13 protein-coding genes and 1 pseudogene are annotated in these 13897 nt (G+C 77.3%); 7 read left to right on the plus strand and 7 right to left on the minus strand.

Features of this window, described 5'->3' with window-relative positions; all coding sequences use genetic code 11:
- Positions 1 to 3: 3 nt before the first annotated feature.
- From ACFPBZ_RS20875 to ACFPBZ_RS20885, 3 genes are all read right to left on the minus strand, one after another.
- A complete protein-coding gene (locus tag ACFPBZ_RS20875) occupies positions 4 to 1197 on the minus strand; it encodes an FAD-dependent oxidoreductase (protein ID WP_378038033.1) in 1194 nt (397 codons plus the stop codon).
- A gap of 119 nt (positions 1198 to 1316) precedes the next feature.
- A complete protein-coding gene (locus ACFPBZ_RS20880) occupies positions 1317 to 1517 on the minus strand; it encodes a hypothetical protein (protein WP_378038034.1) in 201 nt (66 codons plus the stop codon).
- Positions 1514 to 2005: a MerR family transcriptional regulator gene (locus ACFPBZ_RS20885; protein WP_378038035.1), complete on the minus strand. Its 492-nt coding sequence runs from the start codon at positions 2003 to 2005 to the stop codon at positions 1514 to 1516. The genes ACFPBZ_RS20880 and ACFPBZ_RS20885 overlap by 4 nt, the downstream gene beginning before the upstream one ends.
- 257 nt (positions 2006 to 2262) lie before the next feature.
- On the opposite strand from ACFPBZ_RS20885, the gene ACFPBZ_RS20890 reads away from it, so the two are divergent.
- The gene (locus ACFPBZ_RS20890; RefSeq protein WP_378038036.1) at positions 2263 to 3711 is read left to right on the plus strand and encodes a serine/threonine-protein kinase; all 1449 of its coding nucleotides are present in this window, start codon (positions 2263 to 2265) and stop codon (positions 3709 to 3711) included.
- Here ACFPBZ_RS20890 and ACFPBZ_RS20895 read toward each other — a convergent pair.
- Both ACFPBZ_RS20895 and ACFPBZ_RS20900 read right to left on the minus strand, forming a co-directional pair.
- Entirely contained in the window at positions 3708 to 3986 is a 279-nt protein-coding gene (locus ACFPBZ_RS20895; RefSeq protein WP_378038037.1) for an MSMEG_0570 family nitrogen starvation response protein, read from the minus strand. The two genes, ACFPBZ_RS20890 and ACFPBZ_RS20895, sit on opposite strands and share 4 nt — an antisense overlap.
- Positions 3987 to 4026: 40 nt before the next feature.
- A complete protein-coding gene (locus tag ACFPBZ_RS20900; protein WP_378038038.1) occupies positions 4027 to 4713 on the minus strand; it encodes a thermonuclease family protein in 687 nt (228 codons plus the stop codon).
- Between the two features lie 126 nt (positions 4714 to 4839).
- Between ACFPBZ_RS20900 and dhaL the strand changes: the two genes are divergently transcribed.
- Positions 4840 to 6498: a dihydroxyacetone kinase subunit DhaL gene (dhaL, locus tag ACFPBZ_RS20905; protein ID WP_378038039.1), complete on the plus strand. Its 1659-nt coding sequence runs from the start codon at positions 4840 to 4842 to the stop codon at positions 6496 to 6498.
- Between the two features lie 29 nt (positions 6499 to 6527).
- Here the strand turns inward: dhaL and ACFPBZ_RS20910 are convergent, their stop codons facing one another.
- Positions 6528 to 8162: a Na+/H+ antiporter gene (locus ACFPBZ_RS20910; protein WP_378038040.1), complete on the minus strand. Its 1635-nt coding sequence runs from the start codon at positions 8160 to 8162 to the stop codon at positions 6528 to 6530.
- Positions 8163 to 8204: 42 nt separating this feature from the next.
- On the opposite strand from ACFPBZ_RS20910, the gene ACFPBZ_RS20915 reads away from it, so the two are divergent.
- Positions 8205 to 8732, plus strand: coding sequence for a type II toxin-antitoxin system PemK/MazF family toxin (locus ACFPBZ_RS20915; protein WP_378038041.1), 528 nt, complete (start codon positions 8205 to 8207; stop codon positions 8730 to 8732).
- Between the two features lie 10 nt (positions 8733 to 8742).
- On the opposite strand, the gene ACFPBZ_RS20920 is transcribed toward ACFPBZ_RS20915, so the two are convergent.
- Positions 8743 to 9669, minus strand: a complete 927-nt coding sequence (locus ACFPBZ_RS20920; RefSeq protein WP_378038046.1) for an undecaprenyl-diphosphate phosphatase — start codon at positions 9667 to 9669, stop codon at positions 8743 to 8745.
- A 289-nt stretch (positions 9670 to 9958) separates the two neighbouring features.
- Here ACFPBZ_RS20920 and ACFPBZ_RS20925 point away from each other — a divergent pair, with 289 nt between their 5' ends.
- The 4 genes and pseudogenes from ACFPBZ_RS20925 to ACFPBZ_RS20940 all read left to right on the plus strand — a co-directional run.
- Positions 9959 to 10567 (plus strand): C40 family peptidase, encoded by a 609-nt coding sequence (locus ACFPBZ_RS20925; protein WP_378038042.1) that lies wholly within the window; start codon positions 9959 to 9961, stop codon positions 10565 to 10567.
- 88 nt (positions 10568 to 10655) lie between these two features.
- Positions 10656 to 12008 carry a hypothetical protein gene (locus ACFPBZ_RS20930; protein WP_378038043.1) on the plus strand — a complete coding sequence of 451 codons (1353 nt, stop codon included), beginning with the start codon at positions 10656 to 10658 and terminating at the stop codon, positions 12006 to 12008.
- On the plus strand, positions 12005 to 12988 hold the full coding sequence (locus tag ACFPBZ_RS20935) for a glutamate ABC transporter substrate-binding protein (protein WP_378038044.1): 984 nt from the start codon (positions 12005 to 12007) through the stop codon (positions 12986 to 12988). Before ACFPBZ_RS20930 ends, ACFPBZ_RS20935 begins: the two co-directional genes overlap by 4 nt.
- A 5-nt stretch (positions 12989 to 12993) precedes the next feature.
- A pseudogene (locus ACFPBZ_RS20940) lies at positions 12994 to 13897 on the plus strand (hypothetical protein); the annotation flags it as partial.

The following is a 13897-nucleotide window of genomic DNA, read 5'->3' on the forward strand; positions in this document are numbered from 1 at the left end:
CGGTCAGCGGAGCAGGCGCGCGACCGGCGACCACGACGCCACGCGCAGCGCCGCCCCGCGGATCGCGGCCACCAGCCGGTTGCCGGGCAGGAAGAAGTGCCGGGCGCGCCGGGCGGCCGACCGGGCGGCGTCGGTGCCGGGGCGCTGCTCGGCCTCCCAGCGCGCGAGCGCGCCCGGGACGTCCGGGGAGCGGGCGTCGTCGGCGACCCGCAGGTGGCGGCCGAGCGCCTCGCCCCCGGTGAGGGCCAGCGCGGAGCCGTGGCCCGAGTACAGGGTGGGGCACCAGGCGGCGTCGCCGAGCAGCACGACCCGGTCGCGGCTCCAGCGCTCGAGGTGGATCTGGCCCACCGTGTCGGCGTGGGTGGTGCCGGCCTCGGCCACGAGGTCGAGGATCTCGGGCATGAGCCCGTCGAAGTCGCCGTACACGGCGCGCAGCGCCTGCTCGGGCCGCTCGGCGGGGGCGGTGCCGGCCGCCTGCGCGAGGTCGGCGCGGTAGGTGAAGAACACCACCGGGTCGTGCCCGGCCATCGCCATGAGGTGCGCGGTGCGCCCGGGCTCGACGAGCACCACGTAGTCGCCCTCCACGAGCTCCCCCGGCAGCCGCGGGAGGACGGCCGAGATCACCACGTGGTCGAAGTCGTGCCGGAACTCCTCCTCCGGGCCGAAGACCAGGCCGCGGACCGTGGACCGCACGCCGTCGGCGCCCACGACGAGGTCCCAGCGGTGCGCCGCGCCGTCGAGGACGACCGTGCCGTCCGCCCCGACGCTCTCGGGCGCGGTGCCGAACCGCACCTCCACCTCGTCGGGAAGGCCCTCCCACAGGGCGGCCTCGAGGTCGCCGCGGACCAGCGCGAGGCTCCCGCCGTCGTCGCCGATGGCGGCCTCGACGCGGCTCGTGGTGCGGCCGCGGCCGTCGACGCCGGTGACGACCCCGTCGACCGGCAGGCGGCTGCGCAGGCCCTCGTCGACCCCGAGCCTTGTAGCGGCCTCGACGCCGGAGGGCGCGAGCCGGACGAAGTACCCGCCGGTGCGCCGGGCGGGGGCGCGCTCGCAGACGGTGACCCGCCAGCCCGCGCGGTGCAGCGAGGTGGCGGCGGCGAGGCCGGCGATGCCCGCGCCGACGACGAGGGCCCGCGGGACCGACGGGGCGACGGGCTCCACCGGTCCGGTTCGTGCCGGTTCGTCCACGGTGGTCACCGCTCCAGAGTAGGTCGGCCCGGGGCCGCGCGCCTCCGAGGAGCGACCGGGCTCTCCCCCGGACACGACTCGGCCCCCGTCGCCGGGCGACGGGGGCCGAGGTGTGGATCAGCGCGCGGTCAAATGGAGGCGGGCTCCCAGCGCACGAAGGAGCGGCAGTCGCACTGGGCGCAGTCCTCGGCCACGGTGTAGTGCTCGTGGGACTCGCGGGGGTGCTTGCAGGTGCACAGGTCGACGAGCGGGATGCGCGCGAGCGCGGGCGGCATCGGGCGGCGCAGCGCGATGGGGCGGTGGGTGCGGGTGGGGTCGATGAGCTTCATGGCGAGGTGACGTCCGTGGTGGTCGCAGGGGTGGTCGACGGTGGTGCGGCCGGGCCGGACCCGGTCACGCGGTGGAGCCCGGGCACGCGGTGGGCGTGCACGGACGACCCGGCCCAGGTGATCAGACCCGGTTCGGGCGCTGCCTCGGCCGACTCGTGGTGCACCCGGGCCAGTTCGTGCCGGGCGCACTCGAGCTCGGCCCGGGCGACGTCGCGCTCCCGCGTGACCTCGCCCACCCGGTCCTCCAGGGTGACGACCTTCCAGGCCGCGGTGAGGGTCAGACCCTCGTCGAAGAGCGCACGCATCCTGGTCGCGAGGGCCAGCTGCCGGCGCGTCCAGCGCCGATGTCCGCCCGCGGATCTGTGCGGACGCAGCATCCGGCCCGCATCCAGACTGCGGAGGAACGCCGGTTGCACCCCGATGACCACCGCGGCCTGACCGGTGGTCAGGGCGGGTACGTCCTCGTCGTCGAGGTCCTCGGCGCCCACTGCTCCGTCGCGTCCTTGCGGTTCGTCCCCGGGAGACCCGGGACTGCTCGTTCGTGCAGGTCGCGCACGATTCAGTATCACGGCGACCCGGGCAAAGTTGTACTCGGGACTGCAACTTCTGTCAACGAGCCCGTCGGGGCCGTCACGTCCGGGTCGTCGGCGTCACGTGATCGGGCGAACAAGCGGTGTGAATCGGCCGCATCCGGTGCAACCCCTGATTCGATGCGTTCCCACCGGACGGCTGGAGGTACACCCGCATGACGACGGTGGGCGTCCCGACACTGCCGGCCCGCTTGGCCGGGCGGTACGAGATCGGCCGCGTGCTCGGCCGCGGCGTCGGCTCGACGGTGTTCCTCGCCCACGACACGCTGCTGGGTCGCGACACCGCCCTCAAGACGTTCCGCGTGGAGGCCGATCCGCGGGCCGGTCGTGAGCTGAGTCTGCTCGCCAAGATGGACCACCCGGGCCTCGTCCCGGTCTACGACGTCGAGGAGCACGACGGCCGCGCCTTCGTCGTGATGGCCCTGCTCGACGGCGGGTCGCTCGCCGACCGCCTCGCGGGCCCCGACGGCGGGCCCCTGCCGCTCCCGGACGCCCTGCGCACCGGCGCCGCGGTGGCCGGCGCCCTCGAGCACGTCCACCGCGCCGGCGTGCTGCACCGGGCGGTGACACCCGCGAACGTCCTCTACGACGTCGACGGCCGCGCCCACCTCTCCGACTTCGGGGTCGCGCTCGTGGCCGACGCCCCGCGCCTCACCGACACCGGGCTGACCGTCGGGGCGGCGCCCTACCTCGCGCCCGAGCAGGTGCGCGGCGAGAGCCCCGGACCCGGGGCCGACGTGTACGCGCTCGCCCTCGTCCTCCTCGAGGCCCTCACCGGGCGGCGCGCCTTCCCCGGCGACCCGCTGTCCGCGGCGCAGGCCCGGCTCGACCGCGGGCCGGCCGTCCCCGACGACCTCCCCGCCGACGTGGCCGCGCTGCTCACCGCGATGACCGCGTCCGATCCCGACGACCGCCCCGACGCCGCCGCCGCGTCCGGCACGCTGCGGCGCGCGCTCGTCGCCGCCGAGCCCGCCACCGCGCCCGCCGTGCTCACGACGCCCGGCCTGCTGGTCGCGGGGCCCGTCGCGACCTCGGCCGGCCCCGTCGCGGTGATGCGCGGCGCCGTGACCGGCCACGCCCCCGGCCCGCGTCCCCGGGCCACCGGCACCCGCGGGGTGCTCGTCCTCGCCGGCCTGGCCGCCCGCGCGGTCCTCGCCGGCACGGTCGCCATCGCCTCGTCCGGCCCGGTCGCCGAGATGACGGCCGACGCCGACCGGCCGGCCGTCGTGGCCGGCGGCGCGGCCGTCGGCGTGCCCGACCCGTCCCTCGTCGTCCCGGCCTCCCCGGCCCCGCCCGTCGCGGCGCCGCCCGCCACCGAGGCACCCGACGAGGACGCCGCGCCCGTCACCACGGCCCGCACCCAGGGGCCGCAGCCGGTCCGGGCGACCGCGTCGAGGCCCTCGGCCACGCGGTCCTCGCAGCCCACGGCGGAACCCACCCGGACGCGCGAGCCCGACGACGCGGACGCCGACGAGACCACGCGGACCGACCCCGACGACGCCGTGCAGGCCGCCCCGGCCACGCGCGAGCGGGAGCGCGGCCCGGTCGGCGAGGTCCTCGACGGTGTCGGGGGCCTGGTCGGCGGCGTGCTCGGCACCCGCTAGCGCTCCAGGGCCTCCACCAGCACGTCCCCCGCCCCGAACGACGCCACCCGCGCCTCGATCCCGGCGAGCGACGCCGCGGCCAGGCCGCACGGGAACCCGTAGCGCGCCCGCACCCGCTCGCTCGCCTCGGTCAGCGCGGCCCGGCTGCGGTGCGCGAAGTCGGCGAGGGGGTAGACCGCCCCCTCGTCGAGGTGCTCGGCCAGCACGAGCGAGGGCGAGTAGACCCGCTCCCGGGTCCCGTCGGGCCAGCGCAGGTGCGCGTACATCTCCGGCATGCCGCCATCCTCGCGGCCCCGCGTGACGCCCTCGTGACGATCAGGTGCCGGCGCGCAGCGGCCGACCCGGGGTGGCGTCGCAGGGGTCGCCCCACATCCCGCGGTCCGCCTTCACCGCCTCGGCCTGCTCGCGGGCGAACACCGGCGCGTACCAGAGCCGGCGCGAGGTGTCGGCCGTGACGACGCCCGCCGAGATCGCGGCGTCGGTGTAGCTGAGCTGGGTGGGCAGCACGACGTAGGCGAGCCGGCGGCCCCGGTCGTCGACCGCGGGGATCGTCGGGTCGGGGACGAGGGTGACGGTCTGGCCCGACAGGGTCCGGTCGGCGAAGCGCAGGGCCTCGGCGGCGCCGCACTCCCCCGTGGTCCGGGTCGGCCCGGCCATCTCCGGGGCGTCGATGCCGAGAATCCCGACGACGACCTCCTCGGTGCCGACCCGCACCACCACCTCGTCGCCGGTGTCGACGCGCACCACCTCGCCCATCAGGGTCGGCGGCGCGCCGGCGGTGGCGTCGGCGGCCCGCGCCGTGGGGGTGGAGGTCGGGGCCACCGCCGCCACGGGCGCCGCGGCGGCCGCGCCGCCGGAGCCCCGGCCGAGGACGAGCCCGAGCAGGACGCCCAGGCCGAGCAGCACGACGCCGCCCACGGCGGTGAGCAGGAGCGGGAGGTGACGACCGGGGCCGACGGCACGGTGCGCGCCCGTGGCCGGGCCGTTGCCGTGGTTGCCCACTGCCCACCCCTCCCTCTCCTCGGAACCGTGCTGCCCCCGGCTTACGCCCGGGCCCCGTCCGCGGTTCAGACCCGGTCAGGTGACCCGCGGTGTCGAACGGGTGACCACCGTGGGTACCCCGTGGTCGTGAAGAAGCTGATCAACGATCCCACCGCGGTGGTCCGCGACGCCCTCGAGGGTGTCGTCCGCACCACCCCCGGCTCGGCGCTGGTGGAGGGTACGACCGTCCTGGTCCGGACCGACCTCCCGGGCGACCAGGTCGCGGTGCTCAGCGGCGGCGGGTCGGGCCACGAGCCGGCCCACGCCGGGTACGTGGGACCGGGGCACCTCGCGGGCGCGGTGTGCGGGGAGGTGTTCGCCTCCCCGTCGGCCGACGCGGTGCTCACCGGCATCCGGGCCGTGGCGGGTGAGGGCTCGCCGGGCGTCCTCCTCGTCGTCATGAACTACACCGGCGACCGGCTGAACTTCGGGCTCGCCGCGCAGCTCGCGCGCGCCGAGGGGATCGCCTGCGAGATGGTCACGGTGGCCGACGACGTGGCGCTCGACGCCGACGACGACGTCACCGCCGGGCGCCGCGGGCTGGCCGGGACGGTGCTCGTGACGAAGGTGGCGGGCGCCGCCGCCGCGTCCGGCGCGTCCCTCGAGGAGGTCACGCGGGTGGCGCGGGAGGCGGCCGCGGCCGTCGGCACCATGGGCGTGGCGCTCTCCGCCGCCACCGTGCCGTCGGCGGGGGAACCCGGCTTCGTCCTCGCCGACGACGAGATCGAGATCGGCCTGGGCATCCACGGCGAGCAGGGGGTGCGCCGCGAGTCGCTGCGCCCGGCCGACGAGCTGGTCGACGAGGTCGTCGGGACGGTCTGCGACGACCGCGGGTTCGCCTCCGGCTCCCGGGTGGCCGTGCTGGTCAACGGGACCGGCGCCACCCCGCCGATGGAGCTCGCGATCCTGCTGCGGCGGGCGCTGGAGAACCTCGAGGACCGCGGGATCGTCGTGGAGCGGGCCTGGGCGGGCACGTTCCTGTCCTCGATCGACATGGCGGGCTTCTCCGTCGCGGTGCTCGGGCTCGACGACGCCCGGCTCGCCCTGCTCGACGCCCCGGCCCGCACGGCGGCGTGGCCGTCGGGGTCGGGGACGGTGGCCGGCGGGGTGCCGACCGTGCCCGCGGTCGCCGGGGAGGGCGCCGCGGCGGCGGCCCCCTCGGGCGTCGCGCCCGTGCCGCGCCTGCGGGAGATCGTGGAGACGGTGTGCACCGCGGTGCGCGAGGCCGAGCCGCGCCTGACCGAGCTCGACACCGCCACCGGTGACGGCGACCTCGGCACCTCGCTCGACCGCGGGGCGACGGCGGTCCAGCAGGCCCTCGGGTCGTTCGACGAGGACGACCCGGTCGCGGTGCTCCGCGGGATCGCGGCGACCCTGCGCGAGGCGATCGGCGGCACCTCCGGGCCGCTCTACGCGACGGGGCTGCTGCACGCGGCGGAGCACCTCGCCGACGGCGGCGACTGGGCGACGGCCCTGCGCGCCGCGGCCGAGGGGGTCTCCGACCTCGGCGGCGCCCGGGCCGGCGACCGGACGATGCTCGACGCGCTGTTCCCCGCGGCCGAGGCGCTGGCGTCGTCGGGCTCGCTCGCCGACGCCGTCGGGGCGGCGAAGGAGGGCGCGGCGGCCACCGAGACGATGGCGCCGCGCCGCGGGCGGTCGTCGTACCTGGGCGACCGGGTGAACGGCCACCGCGACGCCGGCGCCGAGGGCGTCGTCGTGTGGCTGGAGGCGCTGGCCGGGGCCTGACCGGGCCCCGGGGCGGTCGACGGGGCGGCCTACGGGGCCGCCCGCGCGAGGCTGCGGACGTCGAGGCGGCGGAGCACGCGGTCGGCCACCTCCGGGTCGACCCCGGGCTCGGCGCGGGCGGCCACCACCTCCCGGCGGGCCGCCGCGAGCGCGAGGGCCTGCAGGCGGTTCCACTGCTCGCGGCGCCGCCGCAGCTGGGCGAGGCGCTCGCGGTAGTCGTCGTCGCTCTCGTCGTCGGGACCCGGCCGCGGGACGTCGTCGCCGGAGAGCACCCGGCCGACGCGGCCGAACCGGGTCCGGAGCTCGTCGAGGACGCGCCCGCCCTGCTCGTCGTCGACCCCGAGGGCCTCGCGGTCGACCGTGGCGAGCCGGTCGAGCGCCGCGCGCCGGGCCCGGCCCGCGAGCGCGCGCTCGGCCTCGCCCGCGGCGGCGTCGTCCTCCCGCATCCCGAGTGCCCGGACGAGCACCGGCAGCGTCAGGCCCGGGCCCACGAGCGTCACGACGAGCACCGCGCACGCCACGATCACCAGCTCGGCGCGGTCGGGGAACGGCGAGCCGTCGTCGAGGGTGAGCGGGAGGGCCAGCGCGAGGGCGAGGGTCGCGAGCCCCCGCATGCCCGCCCAGCCGAGCACGAGCGCCTCTGCCGCCGTCGCGGGGACGGCCCGCGCCGCGGGGCGGGGCTCCCCGAGGCGCACCGCCGCCAGCGCCACCGCCATCCACGCCAGCCGGACCCCGACGACGACGCCGCAGACGATCCCGGCGTGCGCGAGGATCGTGCCGAGCGAGGTGTCGGCCTGCTCGATCACGGCGCGCAGCTCCAGCCCGATGAGGGCGAACGCCACCCCGGTCACGAGCATCTCGACGACGTTCCAGAACGACGCCGAGCTCAGGCGCTCCTCGGAGGCGTCGGCGTCGGCGTGCTGGCCCATCTGCAGCGCCGCGACCACCACCGCGATCACCCCGGAGGCGCCGAGCGCGTCCGCGGCCAGGTAGACGGCGAAGGGCAGCACGAGGGTCAGGCCGTTGCCGGCGACCACGGCGGTGAGCCGGTCGAGGACCTTGCGCGCCAGCCAGGCCGCGACGAAGCCGAGCACCACCGCCACCACGGCGCCGTAGACGAACCGGCCCGCGATCCCGAGCCCGCCGAGCTCGTTGCCGGCCACGGCCGCGGCGATCGCGGTCTGGAAGATCACCAGCGAGGTCGCGTCGTTGAACAGGCCCTCGCTCTGCAGCGTCGCCACCAGCCGGCGGGGCACCCTCAGCGGCCCGGCCACCGCCTCCACGGCCACCGGGTCGGGCGGTGCCACCGCGGCCCCCAGCGCGATCGCGGCCGCCGCGGTGACCCCGGTGAGGGCCACCAGCGTGCCCGCGACCGCGGCGACGGTGGCCACCACGAGCCCGACCGCGAGGAAGGCGATCGTGCGCCAGCGCAGCCGGAAGAGCGCCCAGGACGTCCGCTGGGCCGTGGCGTAGAGCAGCGGCGGCAGGAACAGCGGGAGGATCAGCTCGGGGTCGATGTCGGGGGCGTCGATCCCGGGGACGAAGGCGGCGGCGGCCCCGAGCAGCAGCAGGAGCACGGGCCACGGCAGCCGCAGCCGGTCGCCCGCCCCGGCCAGCAGGACGGCCGCGAGCATGGCGCCGACGACGACGAGGAGCACGGTCACCGGCCGAGTGTGCCGAATCCGCCCCGGTGCAGACTCTGCGCCGTGGCCGGATTCAGGGACTTCGTCAACAGGGCACTGCAGGTCGGGCTGGACCTCCTGACCTCCTCGGAGAAGAAGGACGGGCCGGGTGCCCCGGCGCCGGGGCGGCCGGGCCCGGGGGCGCCGTCGGGCGCGCGCACGGTGCCGAGCTCGGAGCGGGCCCGCAGGATCACCTACGCCCCCGACCTCGACGGGGCCGCCGACCCCGGCGAGATCGTGTGGACCTGGGTGCCCTTCGAGGAGGACGCCTCGCAGGGCAAGGACCGGCCGGTGCTCGTCGTCGCGCGGGCCGGCCGGAACGACGGGCTCCTGGGCCTGATGCTCTCCTCGCAGGGCCACCGCGCGGACGACGCGAACTGGGTGCCGATCGGCTCCGGGGCGTGGGACCGCGAGGGCCGCGACTCCTACGTCCGCCTCGACCGGGTGCTCGAGGTGCCCGAGCACGGCATCCGGCGCGAGGGCGCGGTGGTCCCGCAGGACCGGTTCGACGCGGTGGCGCGCGAGCTGCGGTCGTCGTACGGGTGGAGCTGAGCCGGCCCGCTCAGGCCAGGGTGAACCACGCCAGGCAGGCCGCCCCCGCGACGATGCAGTAGACGCCGAACGGGCGCATGGAGCGGTGCTCGAAGTACCGGGTCAGGTAGCGCACGGACACGTAGGCGCCGATCCCGGAGAGCACCGAGCCCAGCAGCACCTGGCCGCGGATCCCGTCGCCCGCGGGCCCGGCCAGGTCGCCGACCTCGAGCACCCCGGCCGCGAGGATCACCGGGGTCGCGAGCAGGAACGCGAAGCGGGCCGCGTCCTCGTGGGAGAGCCGGGCCAGCAGGCCGGCGCCGATCGTCGCGCCGGACCGGCTGACGCCGGGCAGCAGCGCGAGGATCTGGGCGGCGCCGATGAGCACCGCGGTGAGCCACGGCAGCCGGGACGTCCGCGCGTCGGACGCCTCCTCGGCGGTGGGCGGCGGCGCGACGCGCGTCCCGCCGGGTGCCGCGTGCAGCACCTCGGTGGGGGCCTCGAGCCGGACCGTGGGCGCCTCGGCGGCGGGGACGGTCGTGCGCCGGCGGGTCAGCTCCTCCACCGCGATCAGCAGGACGCCGTTCACGACGAGGAACACCGCCGTCGGCACCGGGCGCGCGAGCAGCGTGCGGAACAGGTGGTCGAGCAGCAGCCCGGCGAGGCCCACCGGGATCGTCGCGGCCACCAGCAGCCACGCCAGCCGCTGGTCGGGGGTGGCCACCTCCCGGTCGCGCACGCTCGTCACGAGCCCGCGGACGATCCGCACCCAGTCGCGCCGGAAGTACACGATCATCGCGATCGCCGTCGCCACGTGCAGGCCGACGACGAAGGCGAGGTAGGGCGAGTCGGGCGCCGACACGTCCAGGTCCCGCGCCCACGATCCCCCGATCACGGCCGGCAGCAGGATCGAATGCCCCAGACTGGACACCGGGAACAATTCCGCGACGCCCTGCATCGCGCCGATCACGGCCGCCTCGAGCCACGTCAGATGTGCCGACACCGGCAGGTCCTCTCCCGAGCTCCGAACGGCCGTCGAGCAGCGTATCCACGCGATGTGGAATCGCCGTGGCCGCGGAGGGGAATTCGGCAAAGGAACGGTCAAGAGCGGGCCCGGAATTCGACAAGAATGCGGGTCCGACGCGCGGGAACGGAATTGGTTGCTACGGTGCCACGATCGGATCACGGCCCGGTCACGCTCCCCCGCTCCCTCACCGGGCCGCCGTCGTCGCAGAGAGGTGACCCCCGTGACCGCTGCCCTCCCGTCGTCGCTCCCGGGCGCCGCGCACCCGGTGACCGTCGTGCTCGGACTCGCCGCCGGCGCCCTCGGCGCGGCCGTCGCCGGCGCCCACGCCACGCACCTGTCCGCGCCGTCGGTCCCGACGATCGCCGCCGACCTGCACCTCACGGCCGGGTCCACCCCCACCACCCGCGGTGCCGCGGCCGCGCCGGTGACCGCGGAGCCGACGTCGGCGGCCGCGACGGTCCCCGAGCTCACGAAGGCCGCGGGCATGGCGCAGCGGGCCGCGAAGGTCGAGGGGGCCATCGACCGGTTCGAGTCGCACATCGGCTCGACGACCTACGAGAACTGGTGCGAGCGGGCCGTCGAGAACGCCTTCGGCACCCAGGGCCACTACGCCAGCGCGATCCAGGACTGGGAGTCCCAGGACCAGCACACCGACTGGCGGCACGCCCCGCGCGGCGCGATGGTCTTCTACGACACCTCCTCCGACGGGCACGTCGCGCTCTCGCTCGGTGACGGCCGCGTGGTGTCCTCCAGCGCGCACCACCGGGTCGGGATCGTCCCCGTCGACTTCTTCCAGAGGCCGTTGGGCTGGGCCTACGCCCCGTACTGAGTCCCGATCCGCCCGCGCGACCGGGCTCCACCGTCGGACCCCTCCGTTATGGTGATCGACGCCACGAACGCCAGGGGGGTGACTGCTCGTGACCACGACGCCCGATCGCACGTCGGTCCTTCCCGACGACGCCCCGCCCCCGCTGCGCGCGCGCCTCTCCCGGGCCCGGGAGCTGGGCCGCACCACACGGGTCGGCCGCCTCGCCCGGGCCGCCCTGGCCACGCTGCTGCTGGTCCTGCTGGCCGGGGTCGTGGTGCTCGTCGCCGTGCTGCGCACCCAGGCCGCGGCCTCCGACGTCGTCTCGCGCAGCGGCCCGCTCACCGCGTCGGCCCAGGAGCTCTACCGCGCGCTGTCCGACGCCGACGCCACCGCCGGCCAGGGGTTCCTCCTCGGCGCGGGCGAGCCGGAGTCGCTGCGTCTGCGCTACGAGACCGACCTGGCGGCCGCGGGCCGGGCGCTCACGGTGGTCGGGGCCTCCACCGACGCCGACGTCGGGGTCACCGACCCGGCGGTCACCACCCTCGCCCAGGGCGTGCCGGTGTACGCGGGGCTCGTCGAGACCGCGCGCGCGGCCGACCGGCAGGGCCTCACCTACGGGTCGGCCTACCTGCGTGAGGCCTCGTCGTTCCTGCGGACCACCCTGCTCCCGGCCGCGCAGCAGGTCTACGACGTGCAGGCCGCCGAGCTCGCCGAGGACCAGGCGCGGGCCGACGGCGGGGCGTGGACGGTCCTCGCCGTCCTCGCGCTGGCGGCGGCCCTCGTCGCGCTGGGTCTGCTGCACCGCCGCATCCGGCGCACCACCCGGCGCCGGCTCACCCCCGGGGTCGCGCTCGCGGGCGGCGCGCTCGCCCTGCTCGGGGTGTGGGGGGTGCTCGCGCTCGGCACGTGCGCGCTGCTCACCGGCACGGCACGCGACCAGGGGTCGGAGCCGAACCGCGACCTCGTCGCCGCGCGCTTCGCGGTCCTGCAGTCGCGCAGCGACGAGATCCTCACCCTCGTCGCCCGGTCGACCGGCGGGCAGTACGAGCAGGACTACGTGCGGCGCAGCATCGCGCTCTACGGCTGGGAGGGCCTGCTCCAGCGCGCGGGCGAGCAGGCGGGCGGGGGCGCGGTGGCCGACGACGCGGGCGCCGCCACGGTCGCGGGCCGCGCGGGGATCAGCGTGCACCAGCTCGTCCGCACGCTCGACCTCTCGGGCAACTACGAGGAGGCGGTCGCGCTCGCGCTCTCCACCGCGCCCACCGGCGGCGAGGGCTCGGTCGACCAGGTCCAGGACGCGCTCGACCGGGCGATCACTGCGACGGAGGCCACGGCGTCCGACGCCGCCTCCGGCGCCCTGGCCGCGACGACGCTGCTGGCGGTCGGCACGGTGGTGCTCACCCTGGTGGCCGCGGGCGGGCTCGCCGCCGGGGTGTGGCCGCGGCTGCAGGAGTACCGGTGACGTCCCGCGCAGTGCTCACGGCGGTCGCGGCGCTGCTCGCGGCGCTGGTCGTCCTGCTCGCGGGCTGCGCGGGCACGCCCCCGGCCGGCCCGGTGGTGCCGATCCGGCCCGTCCCCGCCGGCACCACCACGCTCGCCGGTGCCCCGGTCGCGGCGCCCGACACCAGCTGCGGCGACCCCCGGGTCAGCCTCACCCCCACCCCGCCGGTGCCCCCGGGTGCGATGCCCGCGGGCTCGACGATGGCGCGGATCGTGGCGCGCGGGGTGCTCGTCGTGGGGGTCGACCAGTCGACGGTCCCGTTGAGCTACCGCGACCCGCGCACCGGCGAGCTCACCGGCCTCGACGTCGCCGTGGCCCGGGAGATGGCCCGGGCGATCTTCGGCGACCCCACCCGCGTGCAGTTCCGCATCGAGAGCGCCGCCCAGCGGATCCCGAACCTGCTCTCCGGCTCGGTCGACCTCGTCGTGCAGGCCCTGACGATCACGTGCGAGCGCAAGCGGCAGATCGGTCTGTCGTCGGTGTACTACGACGCCTCCCAGCGGCTCGTGGTGCCGCGGGTCTCGCCGGTCACGGGGATCGCCGACCTCGGCGGACGCCCCGTGTGCGCCCCGCTCGGCACCACCTCGATGGCCACCCTGCAGCGCACGCGCGGCGCCGACGGCCGGGCGCCGGTCGCCGTCGGGGTGCCCGAGAACAGCGACTGCCTCGTCCTGCTCCAGCAGGGCCAGGTCGACGCCGCCAGCACCGACGACACCATCCTCACCGGGTTCGCGCTGGAGGACCGGCGGCTCGAGGTCCGCGGGCCCGCCCTCGGCTCCGAGGCCTACGGCATCGGCGTCGCCCCGCAGAACCCCGACCTGCTCCGCTTCGTCAACGGCGTCCTCGACCGGATCCGCACCGACGGCACGCTGGCCGGGATCGCCACCGCCACCGTCGGCAGTGCCGCCGCGGTCCCCGTCACCGGCGCGTACGCAGGATGAGCACCGTGACGAGTCCGGAGCGGGCCGCCCTCGACGCCGAGCTGTCGGCCGCCGAGGACGCCGTCGTGCGGGCGTCCGCCTCGCTGGTCGACCTCGAGGCCCACCCCGGCCACCGGCTGCTGGCCCCCGGCGGGTTCACGGGGGTGTCGGCGCAGCGGCGCGAGCAGACCCTCGCCACCGTCGCCGAGCTGCACCGCGACCTCGCGCTCTACCGCGCGGCGGTCGCCGCCGCCCGCGAGGCGCGCGGCACCCGGTCCCGGCCCACCGCCGAGGAGCTCGCCGCCGCCCACCGGGCCCTGCACGACGACACCGTCACCGTCAGCGAGGAGGCGGTCCCGCTGCAGCGCCGCGGGCTCCTCGGGCCCACCTCGCAGGTCACCCGCACCAGCGCCGACGCCCTGCTCGCGCGGATGACGGCCGCCTTCGACGCCGCGACGGCCGTGGTCGCCGCCGTCGCCGCGGTGTGGGACGCCGTCGCCGCCCAGCTCGAACCGCTCGAGCGCGAGGTCGCCGGTCTCCGGGCCGAGGGCGCGTCCGCCGGCCTCGAACCTCTCGCGGAGCGTCTCCAGGCGCTCCGGTCCGCCGTCCTGACCGACCCGCTGGCCCACGCGGGCACGGCGACACCGGTCGACCCGGCCGCGGTCGCGGAGGTCGCCGAGGGGGTGACCGGGGTGCGCGCCGCGCTCGGGGAGTCCCGCGAGCTACGGACCGGGCTCGAGGGCCGGGTCGCCGCCCTCACGGCCCGGGTCGACGCGCTCGCGGCGCGGGAGGCCGAGGTCGTGGCGGTCGCGGCCGAGGTGGGGCGCGCGATCACGAGCACCCCGGGGCTGCCCGTGCCGGGGCGCCGGGCCCCGGAGATGCGGGCCGCGGTCCGCGAGGCGCACGACGACGCCCGGGCCGGCCGCGGTG

This window comes from Actinomycetospora atypica, assembly GCF_042653685.1.
GTDB classification, from domain to species: domain Bacteria; phylum Actinomycetota; class Actinomycetes; order Mycobacteriales; family Pseudonocardiaceae; genus Actinomycetospora; species Actinomycetospora atypica.

Excerpts from the sequence above, each read along its gene's own strand:
- ACFPBZ_RS20890 (WP_378038036.1), top strand. The coding sequence starts at position 2,263 with ATGACGACGGTGGGCGTCCCGACACTGCCGGCCCGCTTGGCCGGGCGG.
- ACFPBZ_RS20920 (WP_378038046.1), bottom strand. The coding sequence starts at position 9,669 with ATGCAGGGCGTCGCGGAATTGTTCCCGGTGTCCAGTCTGGGGCATTCG.
- ACFPBZ_RS20880 (WP_378038034.1), bottom strand. The coding sequence starts at position 1,517 with ATGAAGCTCATCGACCCCACCCGCACCCACCGCCCCATCGCGCTGCGC.
- ACFPBZ_RS20895 (WP_378038037.1), bottom strand. The coding sequence starts at position 3,986 with ATGCCGGAGATGTACGCGCACCTGCGCTGGCCCGACGGGACCCGGGAG.